The organism is Amycolatopsis taiwanensis DSM 45107, assembly GCF_000519205.1.
Taxonomy (GTDB): domain Bacteria; phylum Actinomycetota; class Actinomycetes; order Mycobacteriales; family Pseudonocardiaceae; genus Amycolatopsis_E; species Amycolatopsis_E taiwanensis.
In genome coordinates this window covers 1-26,909 of the sequence record NZ_JAFB01000022.1, presented here as the reverse complement: position 1 = coordinate 26,909, position 26,909 = coordinate 1, and the positions used below count along the sequence as shown (strand labels likewise).

Genomic DNA, 26,909 nt, shown 5'->3' with positions numbered 1-26,909 from the left:
TCATTCCTCCTCGTTCTGCCCGGCCACGGCCAGGATGGATCGAGCGCTCTGGGCGTGGGCGAGGTCGATGTGCTCACCCTCGAACATCACGGCCCCCTGCCCGGCACGGGCGCCCTCCTCGTAGGCCGCGACGAGGCGGCGCAACCGGTCCAGTTCGGCGTCGCTGGGGGTGTAGACCTCGTTGACCGGACCGACATGCGACGGGTGGATCACGACCTGGCCGCCGAAGCCGAGGTCACGGTTGGCCTGCGCGAAGGCCCGCAGACCGTCGAGGTCACGCACGTCCTGCCACAGGCCGAGCACGATGTGGCCGAGCCCGGCCGACCGGGCGGCCAGCACGACCTTGCTGCGCAGGTACAGCGTTTCCAGGCCCGCGGGGCTCCAGGTGAACCCGACCTCGCGGGAGATGTCGGCGTCCTTGGCCGCCGCGGCCATCAGACCGACCACGCGGGGCGCCGAAGCAATGGCGTCCACATTGGACAGAGACCGGGCCGTCTCCAGTGACGGGATCAGCCCCACCGATCCCCGCGGCAGTCCGCGCTCGACCTCGGCGGCGGTCACGAGCGCGTCGTAGGCGACTATGTCGTCACGCCCGTAGACCTTGGGCAGCAGCAGTGCGGTCAGTCCCGGCCGGACGACGGCCGCGATGTCCTTGCCGAACAGGTCGGTGTCGAGCGGGTTGACCCGGACCACGAGACCGGTCGGCCCCCCGGCGAGGCGGTCGAGCGTGGCGGTGACCGCAGCTCGCCCGGCGTGCTTCGCCTCCACCGGAACAGCATCTTCGAGGTCCAGGATCAAGGCGTGAGCACCGGCTCGTATGCCCTTGTCCGCCCAGTCGGGTTTGTGCCCGGGAACAAAAAGCAGAGAGCGGTACGGCTTCATCACGCCTCCTCGTCGGTGTACCGGAAGACGGCGGTCGCGCCGCCGTCTACGACGACCGTCTGGCCATTGATGTTCGCGGCGTCCTCGGACAGCAGGAAGGCGCACACGCCCGCGACCTCGTCGGCGCTCGGGATATGGCGGGTGGGCGTCTTACGGAGGAACGACGCCATGGCCGCCGTGTTCAGCATCGGGGTGTGCATCGGCCCGGGGCAGACCGCGTTCACGGTCACGCCCTTGCCCCAGAAGTCGAGCACCAGCGCCCGGGTGAGGTTGACCAGCGCCCCCTTGGAAGTGGCGTAGGCGGTGAACTCGTAGCCGTTTATCCCGGCGATCGAGGCGATGTTGACCACCCGGCCCGCGCCGGACGCGGCCAGGTCGGCGGCGAAAGTGCGCGTCACCGTGAAGGCCCCGGTCACGTTGACGTCGAGCACCTTGCGGAAAGTCGGGGTGTCGGTGGTGTCCAGTTGGCCGCGGAACAAGATGCCCGCCGCGTTGACGACGTGCTGCGGCAGCATGTCCGCGGCCGCCAGCGACTCGCGCAGCTCCATCACGGACTTTTCGTCGGTGATGTCGACTTCATACGCGACGGCGGTCGCGCCGGTCTGCGTGAGAGCGGCCGCCGTACGCTCCGCGGCTGCCCGCTCCAGATCGAGACAGACCACGGGATGGCCCTGCGCGGCGAGACGACGCGCGATCGCGGACCCCAAACCGCCGCCGGCACCGGTAATCAGTGACACAAGGGTTGTCATGCGGGCACCACCACAGCGAGCCGCGAACCGGCGGTGACGACATCGCCGACCGCCACCCCGATTTCACCGACCGTTCCGTCCACAGTGGAACGCACCGGGTTCTCCATCTTCATCGCCTCCACAACGAACAGGACCTGACCGGCGGACACGGTGTCGCCGTCGACGACGTTGACCGCGATGACCGTGCCCTGCATCGGACTGCTGACCGCGCCGGAGCCACCGGCCCCGGGACGTCCGGCGGCCTTGCGCCTCGTCCCGCTCCCCCGCGACCGGCGCGCGGGTGGCTCGGCAGCCGCGACAGCCGCGGTCGGAGAGAAGAACGGGATGACGTAACGGCGTCCACCGACCCAGACCTCATCCCGGCTGCTCTCGTCACTGTCTTCTTCGACGGCGTCCGGCGGAGCCTCGGCCGCGGCGCGGAACTCGACCGCGCTCTCCAGCCAGCGGGTGGTGAAGGCGACACCGGCGAAGTCCGGGTGCGCTAGAACGGCTTTCGCGGCCGGGATCGTGGTCGGCACGCCATCGACGACCAACTCGTCCAACGCGGCGAGCGTGCGCCGGATCGCGGTGTCGCGGTCCGGGCCCCACACGACCAGTTTGCCGATCATGCTGTCGTAGTAGGGCGCGACATCGTCGCCGCTCTCGTACCCGGAGTCGAACCGCACCCCGGCCCGTGTCGGGACCTGCAGGGCATGGATCGGTCCCGGGCTCGGCACGAACAGCCCGCCGGCCGTGTCCTCGGCGTTGATGCGGCACTCGATCGCGTGACCCCGCGGGGCTGGGCCCGAGGTGAGCACGCTCAGCGGTTCGCCCGCCGCGACGCGCAACTGCTCGGCGATCAGGTCCATCCCCAGCACTGCCTCGGTGACGGGGTGCTCGACCTGGATGCGGGTGTTCATCTCCAAGAAGTAGAACCGGCCGTCCTCGACGAGGTACTCGACCGTCCCCGCGCCCACGTAGCCGACCGCCGTCGCCAGCCGCACGGCGGCCTCGCCCATGCTCTCCCGCAGGTCATCGGGCAGGCCCGGGGCAGGTGACTCCTCGACCAGCTTCTGGTGGCGGCGCTGCACGGAGCAGTCGCGGTCGCCCAGCCACACGACGTTGCCGTGCGTGTCGGCGAAGATCTGCACCTCGACGTGCCGCGCCGCGGACAGGTAGCGCTCCAGATAGACCTCGGAGTTGCCGAACGCCGCTCCGGCCTCGCGCCGGGCCGCCTCCAGCGCGTCATCAGCCTCATGCGGACCGGCGACCGTGCGCATCCCGCGTCCACCGCCACCAAAGGAGGCCTTCACCGCCACCGGGTAGCCGTGCTCGGCGCCGAAGGCGCGGATCTCGTCCGCGCTGGTGACGGGCTCGGTGGTGCCCGGAACCTGCGGGACGTCGGCTTGAGCGGCGACCCGTCTGGCGGCGACCTTCTCCCCCATCACCTCGATGGCGTCCCCGCTCGGACCGATGAACACCAGCCCGGCGTCGGTGACCGCGCGAGCGAAGGCGGCGTTCTCGGCCAGGAACCCGTAGCCCGGGTGCACCGCGTCGGCGCCGGTCTCCTTGGCCGCCCGGACGATCTTCTCGATGTCGAGGTAGTTCTCGTTCGAGGCCGTCCCACCAAGCGCGATGGCCTCGTCGGCGAGACGCACGTGCAGGGCCTTCTCGTCGGCGTCGGAATGCACGGCGACGCTGGCGATTCCGTGCTCGGCCAGCGCGCGGATGATCCGGACCGCGATCTCGCCGCGGTTGGCGACCAGCACCTTGGACAGGCGCCCCGCGGACCCGCCGGACACCCCTGGCCCTCGCTCTGCCTGCTGTCGCGGCACCTGGCCCATCGACCCCTCCCTCTCTAACGAACGTGCGCTCGTTTGCAATGTAGACTTACCCATGAATCCTGGTCAAGAAGGGCTGATCAAGACCAGTATGAAAACGAACGGTCACTCGTACATATTGGAACTTGCCTCGGGAGACCGCGCTCACGTAGCGGCTGGGCCCGGTTGCCGGACGATGATGTCGACGGCGATCCGGCCGATCGGGATCAGCGTGCCGTCGATGATCACGACGGGGCACGCCGGAGACTTCAGGGCCTGATATTAAAACGGCAGCTCAGCACGATAGAACAACATGCGAAGCCCCGGTATGACCGGACGGATCTCGGCGAGAAGCTCTCCTAGCGCGGGCTTCATTCCGTTGTCACACCGTCGTGGACGGGCAGTGCCGGCAGACCGGCGTTGGAGAACGGCGACCGGCCTCGCGTCCGCTGGGCAGGCCACCGTTCTCCTTGTCGAGATTCCGGCCTCTTGTCAGTCTGATGGCTGCGGGACCGGTTGGCTCGCCTGAAGTCGAGCCACGCTCGCGGAAAGCGAGTCAGAGGTCCTCGTGAAGCGGCCTCTTGTAGTTTTCCGGGAGCAGAATCGTAGCGATGATAGAGATCACCACCAGTCCGACGCCGATGGCCGAGAGCGCGAATGTTCCGTTGCTGGTGTTTTGGAAGATCCAGGCGGCGACGAAGGGGATCGGGGCGCCGAAAATGAGCCCGGCGAAGGTCATGCCGAGCGCAGAGCCGGTGTACCGCATGCTCGTCGGGAGCGATTCGGAGAAGAAGGCCGCCTGGGTGCCCGCAGCGGCTTGGATGCCGCAAAGCGCAAGCGCGACGACAGCGACGCTCGCCGCGAAGTTCATGCTTTTCATGATGGGGAACATGGTTCCGGCGGCGATGCCCAGCATCGTGAGGGCGATTATGAAGGTTTTCTTGCGTCCTATGTGGTCGCTGAGGCGGCCGCCGAAGATCGCGGCGGGTACGGAGATGAGGTTCGCCATGATAAGGAGGGAGAAGGTCACGGAGTTGGCGTAGTGCAACTCCTTGGTCATGTAGTTCACGGCGTAGGTGACGCAGATCCAGAAGAGGCCCGTCGGGGCGGCCCAGGACAGAACCAGCTTGATGACCGTCCCGGGGCGTCGCCGCAGCACGGAAAGCGCGCGTTCCTGCGGAGTATCCGACTCCGCTGCCCGCTGTTTGCTCTCCTTGAACGCACTCGACTCTTCGATGCGCCGACGAATGAACATGCCCACTACGAGAAGGAGCACTCCCAGCAGGAAAGGCACTCGCCAGCCCCACGCGGCGAAGGCGTCCTTGGACAGGAACGCCGCGAGTCCCGTGAGTACGACCGAGGCAAGCGTCTGGGCCACCGGTGAACCGATGGCGAGGATCCCGCCGAACATGCCGCGGCGGCCGTCGGGCGCGTGCTCGACCACGAGGATTTGCGCGCCGCTGGCTTCGCCGCCGAGGGCGAAGCCCTGCAGGAACCGCAGCGACACGAGCAGAGCCGGCGCCACGATCCCGACGGCGGCGTAGGTGGGGAGGAGTCCGATCAGGACCGAGGACAGGCCCATGAGCACGAGGGTGAACATCAGCACGTTGCGCCGGCCGATTCGGTCTCCGAGTGCTCCGAAGACGATGCCGCCGAGCGGTCGAGCCAACATGCCGGCGCCGAAGGTGGCAAAGGAGGCCAGAACGGCGGTGTTGGCGTCGAAGCTCGGAAAGAACAGGGTCGGGAACAGGGTGGCCGACAACGTGCCATAGACGGCGAAGTCGAACCATTCCAGGGCGGTCCCGAATGTTCCGCTGGCCACAGCTCGTCGCGAAGCCTGCCGGTCTGCGGACACTGTTGGCACGGGCTGCGCTGCCTGTGCAGTTCGTTCAGTGAAATCAGACATAGGAGATCTTTTCTTCTCGGACTGGGATGGACCGACCGTGGAGGAAGGCGACAGACACGGGGGCGAAGGTCGGATTCGCCTGGATACGGACAAACGCTCGCTCAGCGAACGAGCGATCCAACTGGACCTCCTAAGCACGAACGTACGTTTCCTCGGATGGAGAACCGTCGGTGTTCCGGCCCCTTACGGGGTCACGTCTTCAGTGGTGATGGTGTTGCGCAGGACGCCGACGCCGGAGATCTCCACCTCGCAGAGGTCTCCCGGCCGCATCCACAGTGGAGGCTCGCGGCGCGCGCCGATCCCGCCGGGGGTTCCGGTGGCGATGACGTCTCCCGGCCGCAGCTGGGTCCAGGACGAGCAGTAGGCGACGATCTCGGGGATCGAGTAGGTCAGGTCCGACAGCGGCGCCCGCTGGACCTCGACACCATTGAGGCGGGTGACGAGTTCGAGGTCGGCGATCTCCCCGATGTCGTCGAGCGTGACCAGCCACGGTCCGATCGACCCGGTCGCCGGGAAGTTCTTGCCGGGGGTGAACTGGTGGGTGTGCGCCTGGAAGTCCCGGATCGAGCCGTCGTTGAGGCAGGTGACCCCGGCGATGTGGCTCAGGGCGTTCTCCCGCGCGATGCGACGGCCGCCGCGTCCGATGACGAGCGCGAGTTCGCCCTCGAAGTCGAAGCGCTCGCTCTCGGCCGGGCGGACGAGCGGTGTGCCGTGCCCGACGAAGGTGTCCGGGAACCGGGTGAAGATGACCGGGTGCTCGGTGCGTTCGCGACCGGTCTCGATGCGGTGCTTCTCGAAGTTCAGCCCGACGCAGAGGATCTTCCCTGGGGCGGGCACCACGGGCAGGAGCGTCACGGAGTCGAGCGCGAGCCTGGGTGCGGTTCCCACCCGCGCCGTGACCGCCCGCACGATGCCGTCGGTACCCGCGTCGGCGAGCGCGGCGGCGAGCGAGGACCACCCCGGGTTTGCGGTTGCCAGGTCGACGATTTCGCCGTCGACGAGGGCGCCCCACGACTCGCCGTCAGAGGTTCGGTAGGACAGCAGCTTCATGGTCTTCCAGACTCCGGTTCAGTAGGAGCGCGGCAGGCCGAGCCAGCGCTCGCCGATGAAGTTGCGCAGCATTTCGTTCGTCAGCGGCGCGAACGTGTAGAGGCGGGCATCGCGGAAGTAGCGCTGCATGGGGTATTCGCGGCTGTACCCGGCGCCGCCCATGACCCGCATCCCCGTGTCGGTGATGTCGGTCGCCGCGTCGGCGGCCGCGACCTTGGCCATCGCGGAGAGGGCCTCCGACCTCCCGTCCCCGGCGTGCGCGGCCTCGGCTGCCCTGGTCAACAGTCCGCGCGCCGACTCGACCTGCACCGCTCCGTCGACCAGGCCGTGCTGCAAGGCCTGGAAACTTCCGATGCTCCGACCGAACGCCTGTCGCTGGGAGGCGTACTCGATCGCGCTGCGCAGTGCCCCACGGGCGATGCCCAGCGCCACGGCGGCGGCGTTGAGACGTTCGCCGTTGAGGGTGCCGATGACCTGGCGGAAGCCTGCGCCGGCCTCGCCCAGCACCGTCGAGTCGTCGAGCCGGACGTCGTCGAAGGTGACCTCGCACGTGTCGAGGCCGTGGATGCCGGCGGTGTCCAGCACCCGCACGGAGATCCCGTCGGCGTCCAGCGGCACCAGGAACATGGTGATCCCGTCGATCGCCGAGCGGGTCTCCTCCGACGTGCGGGCGAGGACTATCGCGTGCCCGGCCGTCGCGGCACCCGAGATCCACGTCTTCCGGCCGGTGAGTACCCACCCCGCGCCGTCGCGGACCGCCTTCGTCCGCATGGCGCGGGCGATGTCGGTGCCGCCGTCCTCCTCCGACAGCGCGAACGCGACGCGGCCGCGACCCTCAGCGAGCGGCACGAGGACCCGCTTGCGCTGGTCGTCGCCGCTGTAGTGGCTGAGCAGGCGCAGAGCCATGTACTGCACGACCAGGCAGACGGCCATCGAGGTGTGGCCGGCGCCGAGTTCCTCCAGCACGACGATTTCGTGCCGGGGATCGGCATCGGCACCGGCCGCGGGATCGGCATCCAGGCCGATGAGGCCGGCGGCACCGAGGTGGCGGTAGAACTCCTCGTCGAAGGTCTCCGACTCGTCGAGCCGGGCGACGCGGTCGTCGGGCGCGCGATCGGCCAGTATCGACCTGGTCAGTTCCCGGATCTCGGCCTGGTCGGGCGAGTCGGTCGTGACCGCCTCGACGTGCCATCCCGCGGGGCGATCCTGCCCGCGCACCGTACCGCTCCGCATGCCGCCCCTCTCTCTGCCACCTGCCGCCGCGCGGCGTGAGTTCAGTTCCGATCGTGTTTCGGAGCCACCTGGCTAGGCACGCCGGTAACCCTCGAGGGTGCTGTCGTCGACCTCCTCGAGGTTGACCACGATGTTGTCCGGCGTCCGGCAGGTCAGCCAGACCAGTTCCTCGGTGGTGCTCATGTTGCCTTCGACGTGCGGCATGAACGGCGGCACGAACACGAAGTCGCCCTCTTCCAAGTCGATGTGTTTCGAGTAGTTCGGGCCGAACCAGATCCGGCCCTTCCCCTTGAGCACGTACCCACCGGTCTCGGCCTCGCCGTGGTGGTGCGGCAGCGAGCGGTAACCCGGCTCGTTGCTGACCTTGCCGTACCAGATCTTCGTGGCGGGCGTGTGCTGCGGCCCGACCCCGGAGATGCGCACCGCACCACCGGACTGTCCGGTGCCGGTGTGCTCCTGACCTTTCCGGGTCACAACGGGGACGTCGTCCTCGGCCATCTTTGCTCCTCCTCATCGACTCGGACGCCCGAAGCGTAACGAACGTGCGATCGCTCGTCTAGCATCATTTTGACGTCGAACAGCAGTTCAGAAGATGTCCAGACGAGCGCACGTTCGCCTATCAGCGACGACGCGACGGTCGTCGGCGTCAGTCCCCACGATCCTTCCCAGGGCTTGCGCCGGTAGCGCTTCAAAACTGCTTCACCATCGCCGACCTGGTGCGATGCGATAGACCAACAGTTCGGCGCGATCAGTTCTCGTGCTCGTACGGACGAGCCACCTGCCGGCCCCGCGGATCTTCGGGTGGCTCGCTCTGCTGTGCCGGTCCACCGCAGCCAAGAACGCCGAAATGCTCATCCCGCGCCACGCACCGTCAAGGGCGCCTCGAACAGCCCGGTCAACGGCGAGGTCACTGAGGACATGTCGAAGCTGGTGCTCGCCGGCAGCGAGCCCGACATCCTGATCGCGCGCCTCAAGGAGATGGTCGCCGCGCCGATCTCACCATCTTCGCACAACCGAAGGCGGACATGGTCGGTGAGCAGCTGAACGTGATCGCCGGAATGCTCGGGCGGCAGTCGGCCAAGGTCGAGGCCATGCTGCGACGCAGCACCCGATCTGCTTGCCTTCGCCGATTTGCCAGTCCCGCGATGGAAGAAGATCTGGTCCACTAACCCATTGGGGCGTCTGAACAATTTGCTCAGCGGAGTCGGCGCAGTGCGAGTGCCAGTAGCTGGGCGCCGGCGCCGGTGGGGTGCCTGGCCGCGTTCCACACGGCACGCAGCGTCCGGCTGAAGTCGACGTCGGCAGTCGGGACTTCGACGAGCAGCCCGGTGGCGAGGTCGGGCGCCACGATCAGTTCGCTGAGCAGCGCCGGCCCCGCCCCGGCGGCGACCGCGCTGCGCACCGCGGTCGCCGAACCCAGTTCGAGCAGAGGCGGCACCGCTTCGGTGCCCGCCGCCGCGAGGGCCCGTTCGGCCGTGTCCCTGGTCCCCGATCCCCGTTCGCGGCTGATCAGCGGTGTCGCGGCGAGTTCGGCCGGACCGACCGGGCGGCGGCGACGGCTCCACTTGTGCTCACGCGACACCACCACCACGAGACGATCCCTGGCCACCACGCGTGACCGCACGCCGGGAAGCCCGCCCGGCGATTCGACGAAACCCAGGTCGATCTCGCCCTGGCGGGCGAGCTCGTGCACCCGGCTGGAGTTCATCACCTGCAGCCCCACGTGCAGATCCGGCGTGCTGCGGCGGAGTTCCCCGATCCATGAGGGCAGCAGATGCTCGGCCACGGTCAGGCTCGCGGCCAGCGACAGCTGGGCACTGCGTTCGCGGCGCAGCGCCTCGACCCCGTCGAGCAAGACGGTCATCTCCTCCAGGACCCGCTCTGCCCAGCCGCTCACCAGCATCCCGGCCGGCGTCAACGCCGATCCCCGGCGGCTGCGGTCGAGGAGCTGCACGCCGAGCATCCTTTCGAAAGCGCTCATGCGTTTGCTGGCCGAGGGCTGACTTGTCCGGGACTCGGCCGCCGCGGCGGTCAGGCTGCCGTGCCGGCCGACGAGAACAAGCAGCCGCAAGGACTCGATGTCCGGAAGCCGTTCCATGCACATAGGTTATGACGTCCACTGCGATTGGCGGGTACCGGAACGCCACGGCCGCGGTGAGGATCGGGTCATGACCGCCACAACACGAGCAGACCGCGCGACCTCGGGTTTGCGCCGGCTCCTCCCCGGCTTACTGGTCGCCGCAGGCGGAACAGGTGTCGCGTTCGGACTCAACAAGCTAGTGCCCGCACTCTCCGCGCTGACCGTCGCTGTCGTGCTCGGAGTGGCAGTGGGAAGCTTCCTGCCACAAACGACTCGCGCCGGACTTGCCTGGGCGACGAAAAAGTTCCTGCGGCTGGGTGTCGTGCTGCTTGGACTTCAGCTGGGCCTGGGCGAGATGTTGGGCCTGGGGCTTGGCACCATTCTGGCGGTTGTTCTCACCGTGCTCACAGGATTTTTCGGAACCCTGCTGCTGGGTCGGATCGTCGGTACCTCGCGAGGCCTGACGCTGATGGTGGCCACCGGGTTCTCCATCTGCGGTGCGTCCGCCATCGCGGCCATGGACAGCGTCACCGATACCGACAAAGAGGACGTGGCCACCGGGGTGACCCTGGTGACCCTATACGGCAGCGCCGCAATCGCCCTTGTCCCATTCATCGGGCACGCGCTCGGGCTCGGCCCGTACCACCTCGGCGAATGGGCCGGCCTGACCGTGCACGAGGTCGCGCAGGTCGTCGCGGCTGCCTCCCCAGCCGGCGCCGCCGCGGTCGCGATCGCCGTCGTGGTCAAACTCACCCGCGTCGTGCTGCTGGCACCCATGGTCGCCGGCGTCAGCATCGCCCAACGCCGGCGCACCGGGATGACGACCGGCAAACGGCCACCGATCGTGCCGCTGTTCGTGGTGGGTTTTCTGGCAATGATGGCCGTCCGGACGGCGGACGTCGTGCCGTCAGCAGTGTTGTCGGTCGCCAACGTCACGACCACGCTGCTCTTCGCCGCCGCTCTGTTCGGCCTGGGCAGCGCCGTCCGCATCGGCACACTGCTGCGCACCGGGCGCCGCGGACTGGTCCTCGGCGCACTGTCCACCGTCCTCGTCGGACTGGCGGGCTATGCGGCCCTTGCCGTGACCGGCAGTCTCTGGTGACTTGCGCGGTCCACGATCAGCGGGCGACCGACAGCGGCAGCGCAGTCGGCCTAAAACTGACGGAGAGCGTTGACACTCGGGGGTCTTGATCATAGGAAGATCGGGCGAGTCCCCCCGCCACTGCGGTCCGGTGCGGGCGGCCCACCCTGTACGGACGGATCGCATTGATGACGTTCTGTGCTCGCGCGCGGACTTCGACGCCGCGTGCGACAATAAGGGGGCCTGCCCGGCCGTTAAGCGGCGGGAGGAATGAACATGGAGATCAAGCCGCAGGCGGCCGTCATCCCCAAGGAGAGCGACTTCGAACAGGGGAAGTACGGCCCGATTTTCCCGAAGACGCCCGCGTGTTACGGCTTCACGATCGTCGCGAGGGTGAAGCCGGGCCACGCTGAGGCCATCCGGGAGTACGGCTACACCCTGGCCAGGGCACTGGAGAACGATCCGTATCTTCTCGCGCCGTTGAAGCTGCACTACCTGCGCTGGGTGCTCTTCGACGATGACACGCGGTTCATGTATCAGGCGATTTTCGACACGGATTTCGACAAGTACACCGAGGATGCCATCGCGCTGTTCACCAAGGCCGGGGTGAGCACGGCTTTCGAGAACCTCGAGGGGTTTCCCGAGGACTGGAAGACCAACCCTGAGGCGTTTGGCAGGTTCGTGCGTGAGCACCACTGCCCGAGCTTCATCGAGTACGGGGAATACCCCTACGTCACGGCCGACGAGATCAAGAAGGCGCTACGGATCAAGAACGCCCTGTCGGAAATGCTCGACCAGTTGCAGTGAGCGCCCTCGGCGCGGCTGACACGCGAACAGCCGACTGCCGCAAGGAGGCGGAATGAGCGAGGTCGCCAGCGCGCGCACCTACAACCAGAACCACATCCCGCGCGCCCCCACACCTGGCCGGCGGCGGGTGAGTATCTATGTCTCGTGGAGCTATCCGGCCGAGGCGGGCAGGAACCCGGCCGAACTGGACAACCGGTTCTCCACGATGACCGAGGTCCGGCGGGTGGCCTGGCCTGCCTACGAGGACCCGAAGTGGTCCGACCCGCTGCGGTTCCAGCAGGGCATCGCGGGATCGCTGGAGTTGTTCTTCTTGGCGTGGGTGCCGTTCCAGCAGTTCGTCGAGGAGGTCACCGGACACCCCGTCCCGGTGTACCAGCGCATCGACCAGGCCGGTTTCCGCACTCCGCTCGATGAGCGGGTACTGGCCGACACCGACACCCTGTTCGTGTTCGGGCTGGATCACATGGTCACCGGTCAGGAGGCGGAGCCCGGCGAGGTTGAGGCGCTGCGGGCGTTCCTCGACAGGGAGGATGCCCGCCTGGTCCTCGGGCCACACCACGACGTGGGGGCATCGGACGACCTGGCGGTGCGGGACATCGAGTACCACCATCACGGTGATCCCCTGGTCCCCCGGCAGCAGCGCTTCGCCGGACACCTGCGGGGCGTGATGCACGGGCTGGGCGTGCCGGTGGAGAACCGCTACGGTCTGCGGCCCGCCGCGCGGGAGCAGAACAAGATCGCCCCGTTTTCCGCGTTCAGAGACTCCGACGCCAAGGGATGGCTGGAAGGAGTGACCAACTTCAACTTCCACCAGCACCTGCCGCACTACGCCGTGACGACGGACAAGCCGGGCATCGTCCACGTCCTGGCCAGGCAGCCGATCGACACCTCCAGGCCGCATCCGTTCACCGAAGCCGGCAATACCGAGTTCAACATGTTCCTGTGGATGCCCCCCGACAGTGAGCGGGCCGGCGACATCCTGCTCGCCGACTCCACGATCTTCAGCTCCTTGTTCGGCGGCGATGAGAGCCTGCGCAATTTCTGGCGGAACCTCGTCACCAAGTAACGCCGCAGGCCACCGCAGAGAGCGGCGAGGAGGCGATTTTCGTGAGCGAAACGCGAGTGGCGCTGGAACTCGACGACATTCAGCGCGGAGTGCTCAGCCCCCGGCCGACCCCGTACGCGGCGACCTATCTGGTGTTCCGCGTCGATAACCGAGCACACGGGCGGGAGCTGATGCGGCGCGCAAGCGCGGGGGTGACCTCGGCCGCCGACTCGGTCAGCCCCCAGCAGACGTGGGTAAGTGTCGCGGTCACCTGCCGCGGGCTGGAGGCCCTCGGCGTGCCCAGCGCCTCGCTGGAGACGTTCGCGTGGGAGTTCCGACAGGGGATGGCCGCCCGCGCCAGAGCGCTGGGCGATGACGGCGAAAGCAGCCCCGAGCATTGGGAAGCGCCGCTGGGCACGCCGGATGTTCATGTGGTTCTCGCGGCGGTCGCACCCGACGTCGCGGGGCTGGAGGCGGCTGTCGACCGGGCCAGCCTTGCCTACGACCAGCTCACCGGGGTAACCCCGATCTGGCGGCAGGACTGCTATGCGTTGCCCACCGAGGCCGAGCACTTCGGATACCGCGACGGCGTGAGCAACCCGGCCATCGAAGGCAGCGGCATCGCAGGGTCCAACCGGCTGGAGGCGCCGTTGAAGGCGGGCGAGTTCGTGTGCGGTTACCGGGACGAGATCGGTGGCATCCAGCTGCCGCAGCCGGAGGTGCTGGGACGCAACGGCAGCTACGCGATCTTCCGCAAACTCCACCAGGACGTCGCCGCGTTCCGCAGCTACCTGCGCCAGGCCGCCACCGGTCCGGAGGACGAGGAACTGCTGGCCGCCAAGATCATGGGACGCTGGCGCAGCGGAGCTCCGCTGGCGCTCAGCCCGCAACACGACGACCCCGCTCTCGGTGCGGCCCCGGGGCGGCGTAACACCTTCCGGTACGCGCGGGAGGATCCGGCGGGATTCATCACCCCTGGCGGTTGCCACATCCGCCGGGCCAACCCCCGCGACGCCTCGGTGGCGGGCGAGGTGCGTCTGCACCGCATGATCAGACGCGGCGCTGTCTACGGCCCGCCGCTGCCCGACGGAGACCTGGAGGACGACGGGGTGGACCGGGGCCTGATGTTCACGTTCATCGGAGCCCACCCGGGGCGGCAGTTCGAGTTCGTCCAGTCCCAGTGGATGAACGACGGTGTGTTTTTCGGCGCGGGCGCTGCCAAAGACCCCATAACCGGGTCCCACGACGGCAGCGGCCGCTTCACCATTCCCTGGCGGCCGGTGCGCCGGCGCCTGCCCCCACTGACGCGGTTCGTCATCACCCGCGGCGGCGAGTACTGCTTCCTGCCAGGCCTGCGCGCCCTGCGCTGGCTCGGCGATCTAGGGGACTAACGCTGCGGCGCGGAGCGCCCCGGCACCGCTCGAGGCGCTCCGCAGGCCCAAGGGATTTCACCATGGAGACACTGCGTCTGCTGTTCAACGCCATCACCGTGATCTTCATCGCGACCACCATGTTCGCGGCCGGCCTCGGAACCACCGTCGAGGCCCTGCGGAGCGTCTTCACCAACATCCCACTGCTCGCGCTGGCCTTGCTCGTCAACCTGGTGGTCGTCCCGCTGCTGGGCTGGGGCACCGGCGCGCTGTTCGGCCTGCCCAATGCGGCGTTCATCGCCCTCGTCCTGGCCGCCTGCTCACCGGGCGGGCCCATCGGGGCGAAGCTGGCCATGGTGCAAAGCGGCGACGTCATCGCTGGCTCGGCCACGCAGGTGTTGCTCGCCACCATCGGCAGCCTCACTTTCGCCCCCACCGCCAACGGGATCCTCAACGCCGCCGACATCGGCCAGGGAGTCGCCCTCAACGTCGCGGCACTGGTGGGAACCGTTGCCCTGCTACAACTCCTCCCGTTCGCGGTCGGCCTGCTTCTGCGCCGCTACGCAACGCCCACCGCACGAGGGTGGCACCCCACCGCGGCCGCGGTCTCGAACGTAACCTTCCTGATCGTGCTGGCGGGCATGCTTCTCGGCAACTGGCGTGACATCCTCGCCCTGCTCGGCTCACTCACCCTGCTGGCCGGATTCGTCCTCGCAGCCGCCGCCTTCGCAGCCGGCACCCTGCTCGCCACTGGACCGGCGGTACGCCGCACGACCATGGGAGGTGTCGCCGCCGTACGCAACGCCGGGCCCGCCCTGGCCGCGATCGGCATCGCCTTCGCCGACCAGCCCGCCATCCTCGGCGCACTCGCCGCAGTTCTGCTCAGCGGCCTGGCAGCAGCCCTCCCGATCGCTGCGGTACTCAACAGCCGCAGAAACCGCCCCACGGCAACCAGACAGACGCACTGAACAGGCCACAAGGTCCCTACGAATCGGTGCGGACCCGGTCACTCCAACTGGTATATCGAACGCTTCCGTTCCATGGCTCAGGCCGGCGACGACCTCGCCGGGGAAGCTCGCCTCGTGGACGCTATGGTGCCGCGCCACGCCACGTCCGAATACCTTCCCTCGATCGTCGAGATCTACAACTTCGCGGAGTCCCAGACCTTCCAGGTCTGAAAAAAGATCGCGTTTCGCCGGTGGCCGGGGAATTTGATTTGATGGATCTCGGGATCACAAATGGAAGGACATCCGGCGCCGAACCCCGAACGGTCCGTTGTGGATTGTCGAGTTGGCCGACTTTGCCCAGCGTGACATCCCGGCAATCTTGCCGTATATTGAGGTGTCCCAACAACTTTCCGGCGAGTCGGCCGTGCTCGAAATGGGTGAGGACGAATGCGGCCTTGACGGCAGGACCGAGCTTGCTGGTGCCGGCGGTGATGTGCTGGAGGGTGCGCCAGGACTCAGCTACCCCATCCCGAATTTGGCGAGACCACCTCGTTGGGGTTGCGTCGCCGAACCGGGATGATCGACCCTCCGATCATGGGGGCCGACCCGTTCTCCATGCCGGGGGCGGCATGCCACGCCGAAGGGGGCAACGCGCCATGACCGCGTCATCACAACTGTCGGCCGTACGGACCAGTCTCAGCCGTTCCGTGATCGTCGCCGCGACGGCGTTCGTCCTGGCCGGCGCGCTGCGGCTGACCGCGGCCGCCGAACAACTCGGCGTGTCCGTGGGTTTCGGGGTGCTGTTCTTCGTCGCCGCCGTGGCGCAGATAGCATTCGGCGTGCTGCTGAGCATCGGCGGTCGGCGGACGACGGCCACGCCAGTAGCGGTAGCGGCAATGATGATCACGCTGGTGTTCATCGGGCTGTGGCTCGTGGCCACCTTGTCGATGGTTCCGTTGTACCCCATCATGAACGGCCCCTACCCGATCGACGTGCTGGACCTGGGTAGCGCCATCTTGGAGGCGACGAGCGTCGTCGCCCTGTGCAGGTCGCTGCCGCAGCCGGCGCGACGTCGCGTGGCGTGGAGCCTCGTCGGTCTGGTTTCCGTCGCATGGCTGGTCTGGAGCGTCATCGTCGTCGGCTCCGGACTCTCGAACTGACACCGCTACCCGGTCACCACCGGAGCCCTGATCAGCACGGCAGCCAATCCGAACGCCTCGGCGAGTATTCCGATCTCGACGGTCGTCCAGGTGACCACGGCGGTCGTCCGACGCTCGACGATCTTCGGCAGGAGCCGGAGCCGGGTGTACCCGCCGAGCAGGCCGGCAGCGGCGACGCAGGCGCCCTTGCCGATCAGGACCCAGCCGTAGCGTGTCGTGAACAGCGCCAGGTACCACAGGATGCCGGGCGTCCTGTGCAGCTCGTACCAGCCGTCGAACAGGCCCGTGAACGCGGTCAGGAACACACATACGGTAGCCAGCTTGGAAAACCGCGGCAGCGCCCCGGCGAGCAGGTTCCGGTCCAAGCCGAGCAGGAGCAGCACTGCCAGCAGGCCACCCGTCCACGACACGGCGGCGATCACGTGCAGCTCGATCGAGACCAGGGCGAGATTCTCCAGGCCCTGCGCGCCGGATGCCGCGTGCCCGGCGGTCGACAGCGGCAACAGTGCGAACACCGCGACGGCGATCCGTAGTTCGGCAGGCACCTCCTCGCCCCTGCGCAGCGCGAGCACGGTGACGACCAAGTAGACGAAGGCGCAACAGGCGACCACCAGGTGTGCCTGTCCCGCGCCGGCTCCTCGCACGTACCGGCCGATCGCCGCGATCGTGAACGGCTCACCGACGTTGATGTCCACGACCTCCAGCACCATCGACACCAACGCCGCGACCAGCCACACCGCCGAGCTGACCGTGGCGATCAATCGCGCCAGGGCGAGCGGTGCCGCCACGCTCGCGGCCGGCTCGGGGACGAGCAACTTCGGCAGGAGGCTCATGCCGACCGTGACCACGGCCGCTCCGTCGAGGACGGACCTCGACAGCGCCAGCCCGACCGCGACCAATGGGCCCGAGGTCACCGCACCGCGCGTCGCCGTCGCGGTGATCGCCAGGCCGATGAGCGCACCGGCGAGGACACCCCCCGCGAGCACGACCAGCAAGACGTACCGAGGCCGGGAATCGATGACCGCTTGGCCGGTGGTGGTCGAGGGCGACGTCAAGGTTGCGAATCTCCGGTTCATCTAAGGCTCCACACAGGACTGTTCGGCAAGGGTGGCCACCGGGCCACCGCATTGGGATTTGCCAGACGCCTTCGAGGCCTGGCAAACGGCGAAGACCGGTCGAGACGCCAGCTGAAGTAGACTTTTGACCGGAAGCTCAGACCTTCTCGGTGGAGGAGGTAGGCACCGCGATGGTCGTGGTGGCCCTGCGGCCAGCGGGCGCGCCCAGCCGGCCACCGAAACCGGCGAGCACCCAGCCGACCAGCACCACGTTGACGCCCAGCAGGATCGGGGCGGAGATCGCGACGCCGCGAGCGTCACTGGCCAGCGAGAGGCGCTCCTCGTTGCAGACCATGCTGTTGCAGTTGCCCCGCGCCGCCGTACTGCCGGCCGTGATCAGGGGATCCCCGTTCTGGTCGCCGAACCGGGACGAGAATTCGATCAGCTGGGTCTGGAGGCGGTAGTCCAACGCCGCGCTCACGGCCACGCCGACGAAGCCGGTGACTGTGCCAGCGACCGCGATCAGCAGAGCCGTGCCCAGCACCGCCTTCCCCGACCGCAGCACCGGTCCGCTCCGGCGCCGGATGCGCCGCAGGACCAGCAGCTCGGCCAGAATGAACAGCGGCACCAAGAAGGCAGACTCCTCCAGCCACGAGGAGAACGGATGGTTGGTGCGCTCGATGGCGCCGGCGGCGCCGGTCAGCGCCACCAGGACGTAGCCGTCCCCATAGCCCAGCACGATGCCCAGCACGATGACCGTGCGCCACCGGGCCGGCCGTGGATCGAGAAATGCGCGGAGTCGGTCCTTGAAGGGTCTCGTCGGCATGGTGACTCGCTTTTCCTCCGCCGCTCTGCGGGTTCCGTGGCGGAAAGTGGTGGTCGGCAGTGGTAGGCGGTGGTGCCCGATCAATCTGCTGATCGGGCACCACCGCCGGTTGGGCTAGGAGATGATGCTCCAGGCGAACATCATCGCGTGGTCCTCGTGCATCAGGTTGTGGCAGTGGACGACGTACGGTCCGACGAAATCGCGGAAGCCGCGATAGATGACCACCGATTCGCTCGGGTCGAGTGCGACGAGGTCTTCCATCGAGATGTCGTCCGGGTGGGCCCGGTCGGGCGAGTTCGGCAGGATCGACTTGCCGTTGCGCATCAACGTCCGATGTTCTTCCATGTGCAGGTGCATCGGGTGGACCCACCCGCCACCGCCGTTGCGGATCTCCCAGATGCCGAAGCTGTTCTTCCTCGGCGTGGCCGGCGGGGACTGGCCTGCCGGGTTCTGCATGCTGTTCAGGACGTTGAACGGGTCGAACGGCTTGCCATTGATGAGCCACTCGATTTCACCGCTGGCACTGCCGCGCTGCACCTCGAAAATCAGCCGGTCGTTCAGCATGCTCTGCCAGTTGGACGGGACCGGCGGGATCTCGCGCATCGGGGTCGTCGGGATCAGGCTGTTGTCCTCGGCGATGTCGCCGATCACGAACTTCAGCACCGGAATCTTGTAGTTCGGGTCCGGTGAGAAGCGCAACGACTTGTCCCACATCCGGCCGTCTTTCATCTTCATCACGTTGGTCAGGTAGATCTCGTCGCCCTTGGTGGTCGGCGTGCCGTCCATGAACTTCGTGAAGTCGATGATGACCTCACGGCGCTTGGCCGGCCACAGCTCGAAGTTGTCCCGGACGATGGGCAGCGGCAGCAGGCCACCGTCGGTGGCGATCTCGTGGAACTGCATGCACTGCTGTCCGTCCTGGATACGGTACTGGCCCTGCAGTTCGTCGCCGCCGTAACCGAGCGACACAGCGGACTTCGGGCCCTTGGTCGAGGTCATCAACTGGAAGTCGTAGATCCGCGAGACCGAGGCGTCGAGGAACCGGAAGCGGTACTTGCGCCGCTTTACCTCCAGCACCGGGTAGGCCGTGCCGTTGACCGTGAAGACGTCGCCGACGAAGCCGTGGTCGGGGAAGTGCCGGAAGAAGGTCTTGCCCCACCACTCCGGGTGCGTCCTCGGGTTTTTCGCAGCGGGGTATTCCACGTCGTGAAAGTCGTTGTGCAGCGTGACACCGTCTTCCAACCTGACGTCGAAGAAGGCCAGCGGAATGTCGAAATCGACATCGAACGCACCGTCCGGGCGGTCGGTGCGCACGCCGGGCAGCCGCAGGCCGGTGGTCTCGTCGCCGTCGTCCCTGCCGTCCTTCGGGTCATAGAACGGGTACATCCCGAACAGTCCCTTGTAGACGTTGGCCGCGGTGTGATCCATGGTGTGGTCGTGGTACCACCAGAAGCTGACCTTCTCCCGGTCGTCGAAGCCCGCCGGGAAGTTGAGGTACAGCTGGTCCACATATGACCCAGGTGGGAAGCCTCGGTGCTTGGGGCCGGCGGTCATCGCGTAGTGCGGGTTGCCGTCGCTCTCCGGCGCCGTGTGCCCGTTGTGCAGGTGGATCAGGGCGGAGAAGTCCGGGGCGCCGAAGTCCTGGGTGTCCAGGTTCTGGGGGTTCTCGGTCAGATGGTTCTCGAACCGCACCAGCACCGGTTTGCCGTACTCGGCATTGATCAGCGGTCCGGGCATCTGGCCGTTGTGACTGAAGATCACGCTGTCGGGCAGGGTTCGCACGGTACCGGCCGGGAACGTGTGGCCCTGGGCGTCGAACGACTGCGTTGGTTTGCCGTTGTCGTCGATCGGCAGCACCTGGGAGGAGGTGAAGGAATGTGTGGCGAGTTCCCACTTGTGCCGGTAGAAGATCGGGTCGGGGAAGCCGATGTCGCTCGTCCACAGCTGGTGGGTCTCGTTGCCGAACGAGTTCTGCTGGCCGATGCCCGGACCCGGCGGCGGGTCCAGGTCGGTGACCGGGATCGGAGCTTCTGCCTTCTGCACGAGCAGTAAGTCGGTGAACGGGTTGAGGATCAGCGGGCTGGTCGGGAAGACCTCGGTGAACGTCGCGTCCGTGAGCTGGATCGACGCGGCGTCGATCATTCCGTCGGGGTTGGCGAGACCCCTTTCGCGCAGCCTTGGCATGACCTTCGCTCGCCCGACCCCGACGGCGGCCGCGGCCGCGCCGGCGGCGCCGAGCCTCAGCGCTATGCGGCGAGACAACCCTCTCCTGGCGTTGCGGTCTTCGGGTTCATCAGGGTGTTGATCAGGCAATCCCGGCGATTCAGGCATATCCGCTTTCCTTTCCCGGGGTTTCGGTCTTCGGGTTCATCAGAATGCCGATCAGGCAGGCCGGCGATTCAGGAATAATCTGCTTTCCTTTCGTTGACCGAGCCAGGACAGCGAAATACCTGCGAATTCCCCGGCGCGGGGCGACGCGCGGGCAGCGTCGATGACCGGCGGGCGGTCATACCACACTCCGAGTACGGGTGACGTGAACTAAGTGGGAATACATTACATCCCGGACCCGGCCGGTGCACCTACTTTCTGGAAGACCGACCATACTTTGGGGATGCAACCGATTGGACCAGCCGCAATTGGTCCATTGAGGCGATCCCATCGAGTTTCAGGGTGAGTCGACCGTGCTCGATATGGCCGTGCTCGTGGACTTTCGGAGCACCATAGATCAATCTGTTTCGCTTTGACACTCATGGTTTTCTCGTGACACCGATCGTGGAAGAAGACCTCGGCTCGACGCAGGCGGGCGTGGGCACGACTGGCGTGCCACTGGGAATTGGGCTTGTTGCGCCCTTTGTACGGAGCCGGGACCGGTTGTCCGGTTTCGCCATAAAGGGCACGCTCGTTCACCCATTTCGAGCACGGCCGACTCGCCCGAAAGCCGGTGAGATCCTTCAGTTTATGTCGAACCAATTCGAACAATAGACATTGGTGCGCCACGCGAGTAACGTTTGCGCAGAGCTTTTTGATCCATTGTGGATGATCGATTCGGGATCGATCGTGTGGACGTGTCGTGACCAACCAAATTGGGGAGGTTGGGTCGCCAGTTGTGCAAAACCGAACTTCGACCTGTGACCGGTGCCTGGGTCCATTCCAGGTGTGCCGTGAAGTTCTGCCCGGCACGGCCTGAATACTGGCCAGCGAGGAGACGTTGATATGAGGCGTCTCGTTGTCTTCGTCGCCGGCGCGCTGATAGCCGGGCTGACCACCATTGGCCTCGCCGCACCGGCGTCGGCGCACGACGTGCTGGTCGGCTCGATACCCGCGGCGGGTGCGGAACTGACCACCGGGCCGTCGTTGGTCCGGTTCGATTTCGACGCGCCCGTCCAGCAGGGCAACGACACGATCATGGTAATCGGGCCGGACGGCACGCACTGGGAGCGCACCTCGCAGGCCTCGGTGTTGGGCAGCTCGGTGCTCACGTCGGTGGCGCCGCTCGGCCCAGCCGGCAAGTACACGGCCATCTACCACGTCCTCTCGGCCGACTCGCATCCCGTGTCGGGGAGCATCACGTTCCAGCTCACCAGGTCCGGTCCGGGCACCCCGGTCAGCTCGGCATCGGTGGCCGGCAGCGACGGTGCCGGCGCGGTGCCGGCCTGGGTGTTGATCGTGATCGCCGTCGTCGTCCTGGCCGGGGTGCTGTATGCGGCGCTACGCCCTCGGCGGCGGACGAGTTCCTGACCTCACGAGACCACTGTCGTGAGTGATGTACCAGGTACGAGGGTGACAGAGGGAGGACGCTGCCGCGATGACCGAACACGACACCCGGTCCGGGCTGGAACCATGGGCCCGCCTGGCAGCCGAAGGCAGTAGGTTACAGACGCTGTACCAGCAGGGGCGCCTCGACGAGGTCCTGGCCGCGGTGACGGAGCACCACGCCACCATGGCCACCCTGGCCGACGCGTCGGACACCGACAACGACACCGGCACTGGCACTGGCGCGGCGTGGGCGGTTCGGGAGTCCATCTTGGACCTCGGCGTCGTCGCCGCCCACGACCTCGGTCGCTGGCCAGAGGCACTGGAGCTCAATGCCGCCATACGGCAGTCGCGGGAGAACCGCAGTGCCGCCGAGGTGGAACGGGCCGTGACCTGGTTCAACGACTACGGTCCGCTGCTGCGGCTGGGCCGCGTTCGGGAGGCGCGTGAACTGCTCTACAAGTGTCGTGCCGCATTCGGCAGGGCCGAGGACGTCACCATGATGGGCCACACGCTCTCGGCGCTGGCCGACGCGGACGCCCACTTGGGCCACCTTGAACGCGCCGTGGCACAGGAGACCAACGCGCTGCAAATCAAGTACCGGGGCTCGGATCCGGAGGCGATCGCGGTCAGCCACTACAACCTGGCCAACTACCTCCAGGTCAGCCAGGAATCGCGGGCCGTGTGGGCACACCGCCTGGCGGCCGCCATAATCCGCTACCAGACCGAGAGCCCTCGCCTGACCACGTCGCTCCGGTCGATCGGCAGGCTGGTCGGCCAGCAGGCGGAGACGTCTGCGCCGCTGTCGTTCAACGACGTATGCCTGTTGGTGGACGGCCTGCCCGAAGTCCGGTTCGCCGAACTGTTCGCCACCCTGCCCGATCGCGCCGACAGCGGCCAGGCCGCCGTCGACGAGATCATGCGGCTGACCGCCGACGTACGCAACTCCGCGATCCAGGAGTCCGTCGCGGCGTGGGAGCCGATCATCTCGGCGCTGGTGGCCGCCCAGCAGCCGGACGCCGGCGAGGTCGCGGCCCTGCTGGACGACGCCCTCACCGAACTCGGAAAGCAGCACGCCTGGCAGGAACTGGTGGTCGTGTTGCGCCAGATCCAGGCCGGCCCCGAGGACGACAGTTCGCGGGCGGTCGACAGCCTCGATCCGGTCAGCGCCGCCATCGCCCGTCGCGCCAGGGCGGCCCTGGCCGGCGACCTGATCGTCGACTCGACCGCATGGCGGGTACTGACCGAGGAGACGTGACGCGTGCTACGTTGATCATGGCAGCGGTGCGCTGTGGACGGTTGGCCCATTCCTGTATTTTCTTCACGATCTGCGGCTCTGACGTGGCTCGGCACGATTCTTCTCGTGCCCGAGATGCTCGGTCGTCTCCCGGCGTGTGTCGGGCCGAAACACCGTTGCCTCACCCGACGCCGGGCACATCCCCGGCCAGGCCCTGCACGTCAACGGCGGCGCCTGCCTCGGCCGGTGAGTATCGGTCGGGTCAGGTCAGTTCCAACAGAGGAAAGGCGCGGTTGCGGCGAGGCGGGACCAGGAAGTTCTGGCGGCGGGTGGCGGTGAGGAACCGCTCGAGGCCGTTGTCCAGCGGGTTGACCGCGAACGTCGTCTGCAGGTCGAGCGAGGCCTGGTCGGCGCGCATCGTGGCGAAGAAGTCCGCTGTAGGCACGAAGGCGGAGAACTGCAACTTCGGCACGGTGCCGTTGTTCCCGGGTACCACGAGCGTCGACGGAATGTCCATCTTGTCCATGCCGGGGCCGTCCATGCGGATGTGCAGCGGCGTGCCGTCGTCGGCCCGCGAGAACCGTTGCAACGCCGTGACGTGACCGATGCGGTGGGCGTTGTTCAGGGTGCCGATGCCCTGGGCGTTCTGCGCGGCGTCGTTGATCCCCTTGAACGTGTTGGGCAGGAACGCGGGCCCACCGCCATTGAGGAACGGGTCGCTGCCGTTGCCGAGCGACGGCGGCGGGTCCGAGCGGAACATGTACTGCACCCGCTCCAGATACGTCTCGTCCTCGGCCGCACCCGCCTCACCGGCTCGCGCGTAGAAGGCCTCCAGGTCGAGGATCACGTGCGACAGGTGCTGGATCGCGCCGTTGTCGAAATAGCTGCCGGGCGTCGCGGTGGTCAGCTCCTTGCCCGCGTTGCCACCGCCGAAGACCACCGCGTCGGCGGGGCCGCTGCCGCTGGTCTGCTGATCGGCGAAGCCCATCCACATCGGCGACTCGGGGTTGATCCGGTCCTGGTAATAGAGGCCGTCCTCTATGGCCATGAGGCGTGGCATGCCCTGCTGCACGAACTGCACCCGGCGCCCGGTGAAGAACCACGGCAGCGCCGGCGACGGCACCGACTCGCCGGCAAGTGTGTTGCTGCCGCCCAACCAGTCCAGTACGTCGGTGACGTTCGCCATGGTGTCACTGCGCGCACTGATCAGGATGTCGGTGCCGCCCAGCTCCGGTGTGAAGTCGAACTTGCGCTTGACGATGCCGGGCTGGCCGGCGTCGGTCGGGCTCGGCACCGCCTCTTCGAGCACGAAACGGCTGTTGTTCAGGGTGAGGCGGGGAATGTTGTTGAACGACACCGAGCCCGCGCCCAACGCGCCGGGCAACCAGCCGAAATACCCCAGGCCGTAGGAGACGATCAGCATCACGCCGGAGGGGCTGAAGGGATAGGCGGACTCGATGGTCGCCAGCGCGTCGGCGAAGGTCGTCTGCTCCGTCTTGGTCGGCCGGCGCAGCAGATCGATCGTCTGGAAAACGGTGAACACCGGCGGGAACTGCACCATCACCCCGTCGACGCTGGTGGCGGGGGCGATGAAGGGACCCAGGTCGAACTGGATGTCGGGCAGCGCGGTCGCGGCCACCGCGGGACGCATCGGGCTCCAGGCCAGCTCGTCCAGCATGGCAAGGAAAACGGCGGCCGCCCCAGCCTTCAGCACCGCGCGGCGCTGCAGCGCTTTCCGTGGCCGCGGGTCCAAATGCTCCTGTTCCATGGCCACTCCCCCAGGGTAAATTTCCGAATATACGGCAAAGCTACCCAGAACAAGACGGTGCGTCGAGGAGTCATTTGGACCAACCCATTCGCTGGAGGCCGTTGGTTCCAGGAAGGATGAACGGCATGGCATCAGCGGCGAAGTCCCGGTGGAGTTCGACATCGTGATCGACGACCAAGGATCCGCCAGCACATAGGACACCATCCTAAGCAAGAGGTAACTGGTCAGGTTACTGAATTGCGGATAGCGGCGGCCCTCGGCGAGCACCTTGAGGAAGCGCTTTCCGTGGTTGCTGACTGCGGTGGGCAGGTAGCTGTAGTCGAGGATGATCGCGTGATCCGCGGCCCGTACCACACCGGACCGGTCACGCCCTCCGACACTGTTCCCCTAGTGGTAATCCCGAACGCCATTATCAAACCGGACAAACTACCTGACCAGTTACCTCAAGAGTTGTCCCCTGCTCCGTGTAGAGGGTCGTCCTCTACTCCGAATCGATCCCTATGCGCTAAGCCGGTTCAGCGTGCACAACGGTCGATCCGGCCGGAATCCCGACATGGTTCGACGGCCAATCCCAGAACTTCGGAATGTCGCAGAAGATGACGGCATATGGCTCAACCACCAGCAGTGATTCCCGGCTACGCTGCAGCGGATTCCCGATTCACCTATGACTCTGGCACACAGGCAGGTGCACATATGAATCTGAAACGTAAAGTCGGGCTGTTCCTGGCGCTGACCCTGGTCAGTACGGGACTGCCTTTGCTGTCAGCGAGCACCGCCTCGGCGGCCGGCGGCAACGGCGCTATCCAGGTGATCGGTGCGTGCGGTGACATCCTGAACCTGCGGGAACGGGTCGCCGGCTCGCTCATCGTCACGATCACGATCCCGAGCTCGGACCCGAACGAGGTCTGGACGCTCACCGCGCAGCAGCAGGACTACAACGCGGTGACCGGCGGACGCGAGGGTAACCCGGTCGACATCGTGCCCAACCCGATGCCGACTCTCGCATTCAGCTTGGCTGAGGGTGGCTTCACCACGACCGCCAACTTCACCGACACATCCGGGTTGACCCACGGCTACAGCTACACCGCCACGCGGACCTCCCCGACCCCGCTGACCTGCACGACCCAGGGCTTCTGGACCACCCCGGCCAACACGCCCGGACCGGTCGCCCCGCCGAACCCGATCGGCAGGCCGGACACCCCGCCGGCACTCACCGGGGCCACGGAGGCCGACTCCGGCAGCAACGATGTGTTGCTGCAGTTCGACCAGGAGATGCTGGACACGGCTCAGGGTATTCCGGCCGCCAGCCGATTCCAGATCCTGGTCAACGGGGTTGCCCGTACCGTCACCGGCGTTCAAGTGGTCAACGACTCGCCACCGGCCGACGCCGTCGTCGACGTGACCTTCGATGGCGCGGCACTGGCATCCGGTCAAACGGTTTCGGTGACCTACCGCAAGCCGCTCTCCGCGAACCAGGCACAATTGCAGGACATCGACGGGAACACCGTGGCCAACTTCGGTCCGATCGCGATACCCGCCTTCTGACCGTTCCACTGTGGCCGGCGCCTCCTCACTCGCCGGCCGGAGCCCGCGTCGCAACCGCGGAGCCACCGGGGCGGCGCGGGCGTTGCGAGCTTTGGCAACTCCCGGCGCTGCGCGGCGTATTCGTTGTCCGGTAAAGGTCTCGCCGCCGCATAGCCCGCTCCACTGTGGACATCGAGAGGACAATTAGCAGAACGAGCCAGTCGCTGGCCTCCCGATCCGCTCGATGAGCGGGTCGACAGGTGAGTTGCGTGCCGGTCGGAGGATTCGGCCGAATTGCGGTAGGGATCAGGCCGAGCCTGAATTAGAGTGAGGTACGAACCCTCGTTCTGGGGGCCGGTCCGCTAGTGCCTCGTCAATGTTGGTTGGTGTCGTAATTGATCTTTCCGGAGTGGTGTCCCATCCTGGTCCCGAACGTGATGGCGGGACCGGGAAGGATGATCGTGGCTCGACCACCGGGAGTGTTTGTGAGGCCGCTGTCGATGGCTGAGGGACAGCGGTTGCAGCGGGTCAACCGGACCGCGAAAGACCGGGTGCGTCTGCGGCGGGCGATGGTCGTGCTGGCCTCCGCCCAGGGCTGGCCGGTGCCCGACATCGCTGATCTGGCCCAGGTCTCGCA

The 26,909-nt window shown here is 67.1% G+C and carries 21 protein-coding genes and 2 pseudogenes; 11 read left to right on the top strand and 12 right to left on the bottom strand.

The window, feature by feature from the left end; all coding sequences use genetic code 11:
* The 7 genes from A3CU_RS0117095 to A3CU_RS0117060 form a co-directional block, all read right to left on the bottom strand.
* Complete coding sequence (locus A3CU_RS0117095; RefSeq protein WP_027943355.1) at positions 1 to 882, bottom strand: HpcH/HpaI aldolase/citrate lyase family protein; 882 nt, start codon at positions 880 to 882, stop codon at positions 1 to 3.
* The gene (locus tag A3CU_RS0117090) at positions 882 to 1,631 is read right to left on the bottom strand and encodes an SDR family NAD(P)-dependent oxidoreductase (protein ID WP_027943354.1); all 750 of its coding nucleotides are present in this window, start codon (positions 1,629 to 1,631) and stop codon (positions 882 to 884) included. The genes A3CU_RS0117095 and A3CU_RS0117090 overlap by 1 nt, the downstream gene beginning before the upstream one ends.
* Positions 1,628 to 3,454, bottom strand: a complete 1,827-nt coding sequence (locus A3CU_RS0117085; RefSeq protein WP_084143316.1) for an acetyl-CoA carboxylase biotin carboxylase subunit — start codon at positions 3,452 to 3,454, stop codon at positions 1,628 to 1,630. The genes A3CU_RS0117090 and A3CU_RS0117085 overlap by 4 nt, the downstream gene beginning before the upstream one ends.
* A gap of 532 nt (positions 3,455 to 3,986) precedes the next feature.
* Entirely contained in the window at positions 3,987 to 5,474 is a 1,488-nt protein-coding gene (locus tag A3CU_RS0117075) for an MFS transporter (RefSeq protein WP_156960402.1), read from the bottom strand.
* A 45-nt stretch (positions 5,475 to 5,519) separates the two neighbouring features.
* Positions 5,520 to 6,386, bottom strand: a complete 867-nt coding sequence (locus A3CU_RS0117070) for a fumarylacetoacetate hydrolase family protein (RefSeq protein WP_027943351.1) — start codon at positions 6,384 to 6,386, stop codon at positions 5,520 to 5,522.
* Between the two features lie 18 nt (positions 6,387 to 6,404).
* Positions 6,405 to 7,619, bottom strand: coding sequence for an acyl-CoA dehydrogenase family protein (locus A3CU_RS0117065; protein WP_027943350.1), 1,215 nt, complete (start codon positions 7,617 to 7,619; stop codon positions 6,405 to 6,407).
* Between the two features lie 72 nt (positions 7,620 to 7,691).
* The gene (locus tag A3CU_RS0117060; protein WP_027943349.1) at positions 7,692 to 8,117 is read right to left on the bottom strand and encodes a cupin domain-containing protein; all 426 of its coding nucleotides are present in this window, start codon (positions 8,115 to 8,117) and stop codon (positions 7,692 to 7,694) included.
* 477 nt (positions 8,118 to 8,594) lie between these two features.
* On the opposite strand from A3CU_RS0117060, the pseudogene A3CU_RS51115 reads away from it, so the two are divergent.
* Positions 8,595 to 8,807, top strand: a pseudogene (locus A3CU_RS51115) (transposase); the annotation flags it as partial.
* Positions 8,808 to 8,814: 7 nt separating this feature from the next.
* Here the strand turns inward: A3CU_RS51115 and A3CU_RS0117045 are convergent.
* On the bottom strand, positions 8,815 to 9,717 hold the full coding sequence (locus A3CU_RS0117045) for a LysR substrate-binding domain-containing protein (protein ID WP_027943347.1): 903 nt from the start codon (positions 9,715 to 9,717) through the stop codon (positions 8,815 to 8,817).
* Positions 9,718 to 9,787: 70 nt separating this feature from the next.
* Between A3CU_RS0117045 and A3CU_RS0117040 the strand changes: the two genes are divergently transcribed.
* The 7 genes and pseudogenes from A3CU_RS0117040 (at position 9,788) to A3CU_RS0117010 (ending at position 16,109) form a co-directional block, all read left to right on the top strand.
* Positions 9,788 to 10,801, top strand: coding sequence for a YeiH family protein (locus A3CU_RS0117040; protein ID WP_027943346.1), 1,014 nt, complete (start codon positions 9,788 to 9,790; stop codon positions 10,799 to 10,801).
* A 255-nt stretch (positions 10,802 to 11,056) separates the two neighbouring features.
* Positions 11,057 to 11,587 (top strand): hypothetical protein, encoded by a 531-nt coding sequence (locus A3CU_RS0117035; protein ID WP_027943345.1) that lies wholly within the window; start codon positions 11,057 to 11,059, stop codon positions 11,585 to 11,587.
* Between the two features lie 52 nt (positions 11,588 to 11,639).
* Positions 11,640 to 12,653 (top strand): hypothetical protein, encoded by a 1,014-nt coding sequence (locus tag A3CU_RS0117030; protein ID WP_027943344.1) that lies wholly within the window; start codon positions 11,640 to 11,642, stop codon positions 12,651 to 12,653.
* A gap of 41 nt (positions 12,654 to 12,694) precedes the next feature.
* Positions 12,695 to 14,023: a Dyp-type peroxidase gene (locus tag A3CU_RS0117025; protein WP_211246442.1), complete on the top strand. Its 1,329-nt coding sequence runs from the start codon at positions 12,695 to 12,697 to the stop codon at positions 14,021 to 14,023.
* A gap of 62 nt (positions 14,024 to 14,085) precedes the next feature.
* Positions 14,086 to 14,970 carry a bile acid:sodium symporter gene (locus A3CU_RS0117020; RefSeq protein WP_027943342.1) on the top strand — a complete coding sequence of 295 codons (885 nt, stop codon included), beginning with the start codon at positions 14,086 to 14,088 and terminating at the stop codon, positions 14,968 to 14,970.
* 54 nt (positions 14,971 to 15,024) lie between these two features.
* Positions 15,025 to 15,111: pseudogene (locus A3CU_RS55650) on the top strand (SAM-dependent methyltransferase); the annotation flags it as partial.
* A gap of 494 nt (positions 15,112 to 15,605) precedes the next feature.
* Positions 15,606 to 16,109, top strand: coding sequence for a hypothetical protein (locus tag A3CU_RS0117010; protein WP_027943341.1), 504 nt, complete (start codon positions 15,606 to 15,608; stop codon positions 16,107 to 16,109).
* Positions 16,110 to 16,114: 5 nt separating this feature from the next.
* Here A3CU_RS0117010 and A3CU_RS0117005 read toward each other — a convergent pair whose 3' ends face one another.
* The 3 genes from A3CU_RS0117005 to A3CU_RS0116995 all read right to left on the bottom strand — a co-directional run bounded on the left by A3CU_RS0117005 (position 16,115) and on the right by A3CU_RS0116995 (position 20,252).
* Positions 16,115 to 17,164, bottom strand: coding sequence for a CopD family protein (locus tag A3CU_RS0117005; protein WP_169739645.1), 1,050 nt, complete (start codon positions 17,162 to 17,164; stop codon positions 16,115 to 16,117).
* Positions 17,165 to 17,321: 157 nt separating this feature from the next.
* On the bottom strand, positions 17,322 to 17,990 hold the full coding sequence (locus A3CU_RS0117000) for a hypothetical protein (RefSeq protein WP_027943339.1): 669 nt from the start codon (positions 17,988 to 17,990) through the stop codon (positions 17,322 to 17,324).
* Positions 17,991 to 18,104: 114 nt separating this feature from the next.
* Positions 18,105 to 20,252: a multicopper oxidase family protein gene (locus tag A3CU_RS0116995; protein WP_211246441.1), complete on the bottom strand. Its 2,148-nt coding sequence runs from the start codon at positions 20,250 to 20,252 to the stop codon at positions 18,105 to 18,107.
* A 951-nt stretch (positions 20,253 to 21,203) separates the two neighbouring features.
* Here A3CU_RS0116995 and A3CU_RS0116990 point away from each other — a divergent pair.
* A complete protein-coding gene (locus tag A3CU_RS0116990; RefSeq protein WP_027943337.1) occupies positions 21,204 to 21,728 on the top strand; it encodes a copper resistance CopC family protein in 525 nt (174 codons plus the stop codon).
* A gap of 67 nt (positions 21,729 to 21,795) precedes the next feature.
* Positions 21,796 to 23,001: a hypothetical protein gene (locus A3CU_RS0116985; RefSeq protein WP_027943336.1), complete on the top strand. Its 1,206-nt coding sequence runs from the start codon at positions 21,796 to 21,798 to the stop codon at positions 22,999 to 23,001.
* 241 nt (positions 23,002 to 23,242) lie between these two features.
* On the opposite strand, the gene A3CU_RS0116980 is transcribed toward A3CU_RS0116985, so the two are convergent.
* A complete protein-coding gene (locus A3CU_RS0116980; protein WP_425388258.1) occupies positions 23,243 to 24,748 on the bottom strand; it encodes a DUF7405 family protein in 1,506 nt (501 codons plus the stop codon).
* Between the two features lie 693 nt (positions 24,749 to 25,441).
* On the opposite strand from A3CU_RS0116980, the gene A3CU_RS0116975 reads away from it, so the two are divergent.
* The gene (locus A3CU_RS0116975) at positions 25,442 to 26,293 is read left to right on the top strand and encodes a SwmB domain-containing protein (RefSeq protein WP_027943334.1); all 852 of its coding nucleotides are present in this window, start codon (positions 25,442 to 25,444) and stop codon (positions 26,291 to 26,293) included.
* The last annotated feature ends 616 nt before the right edge of the window (positions 26,294 to 26,909 follow it).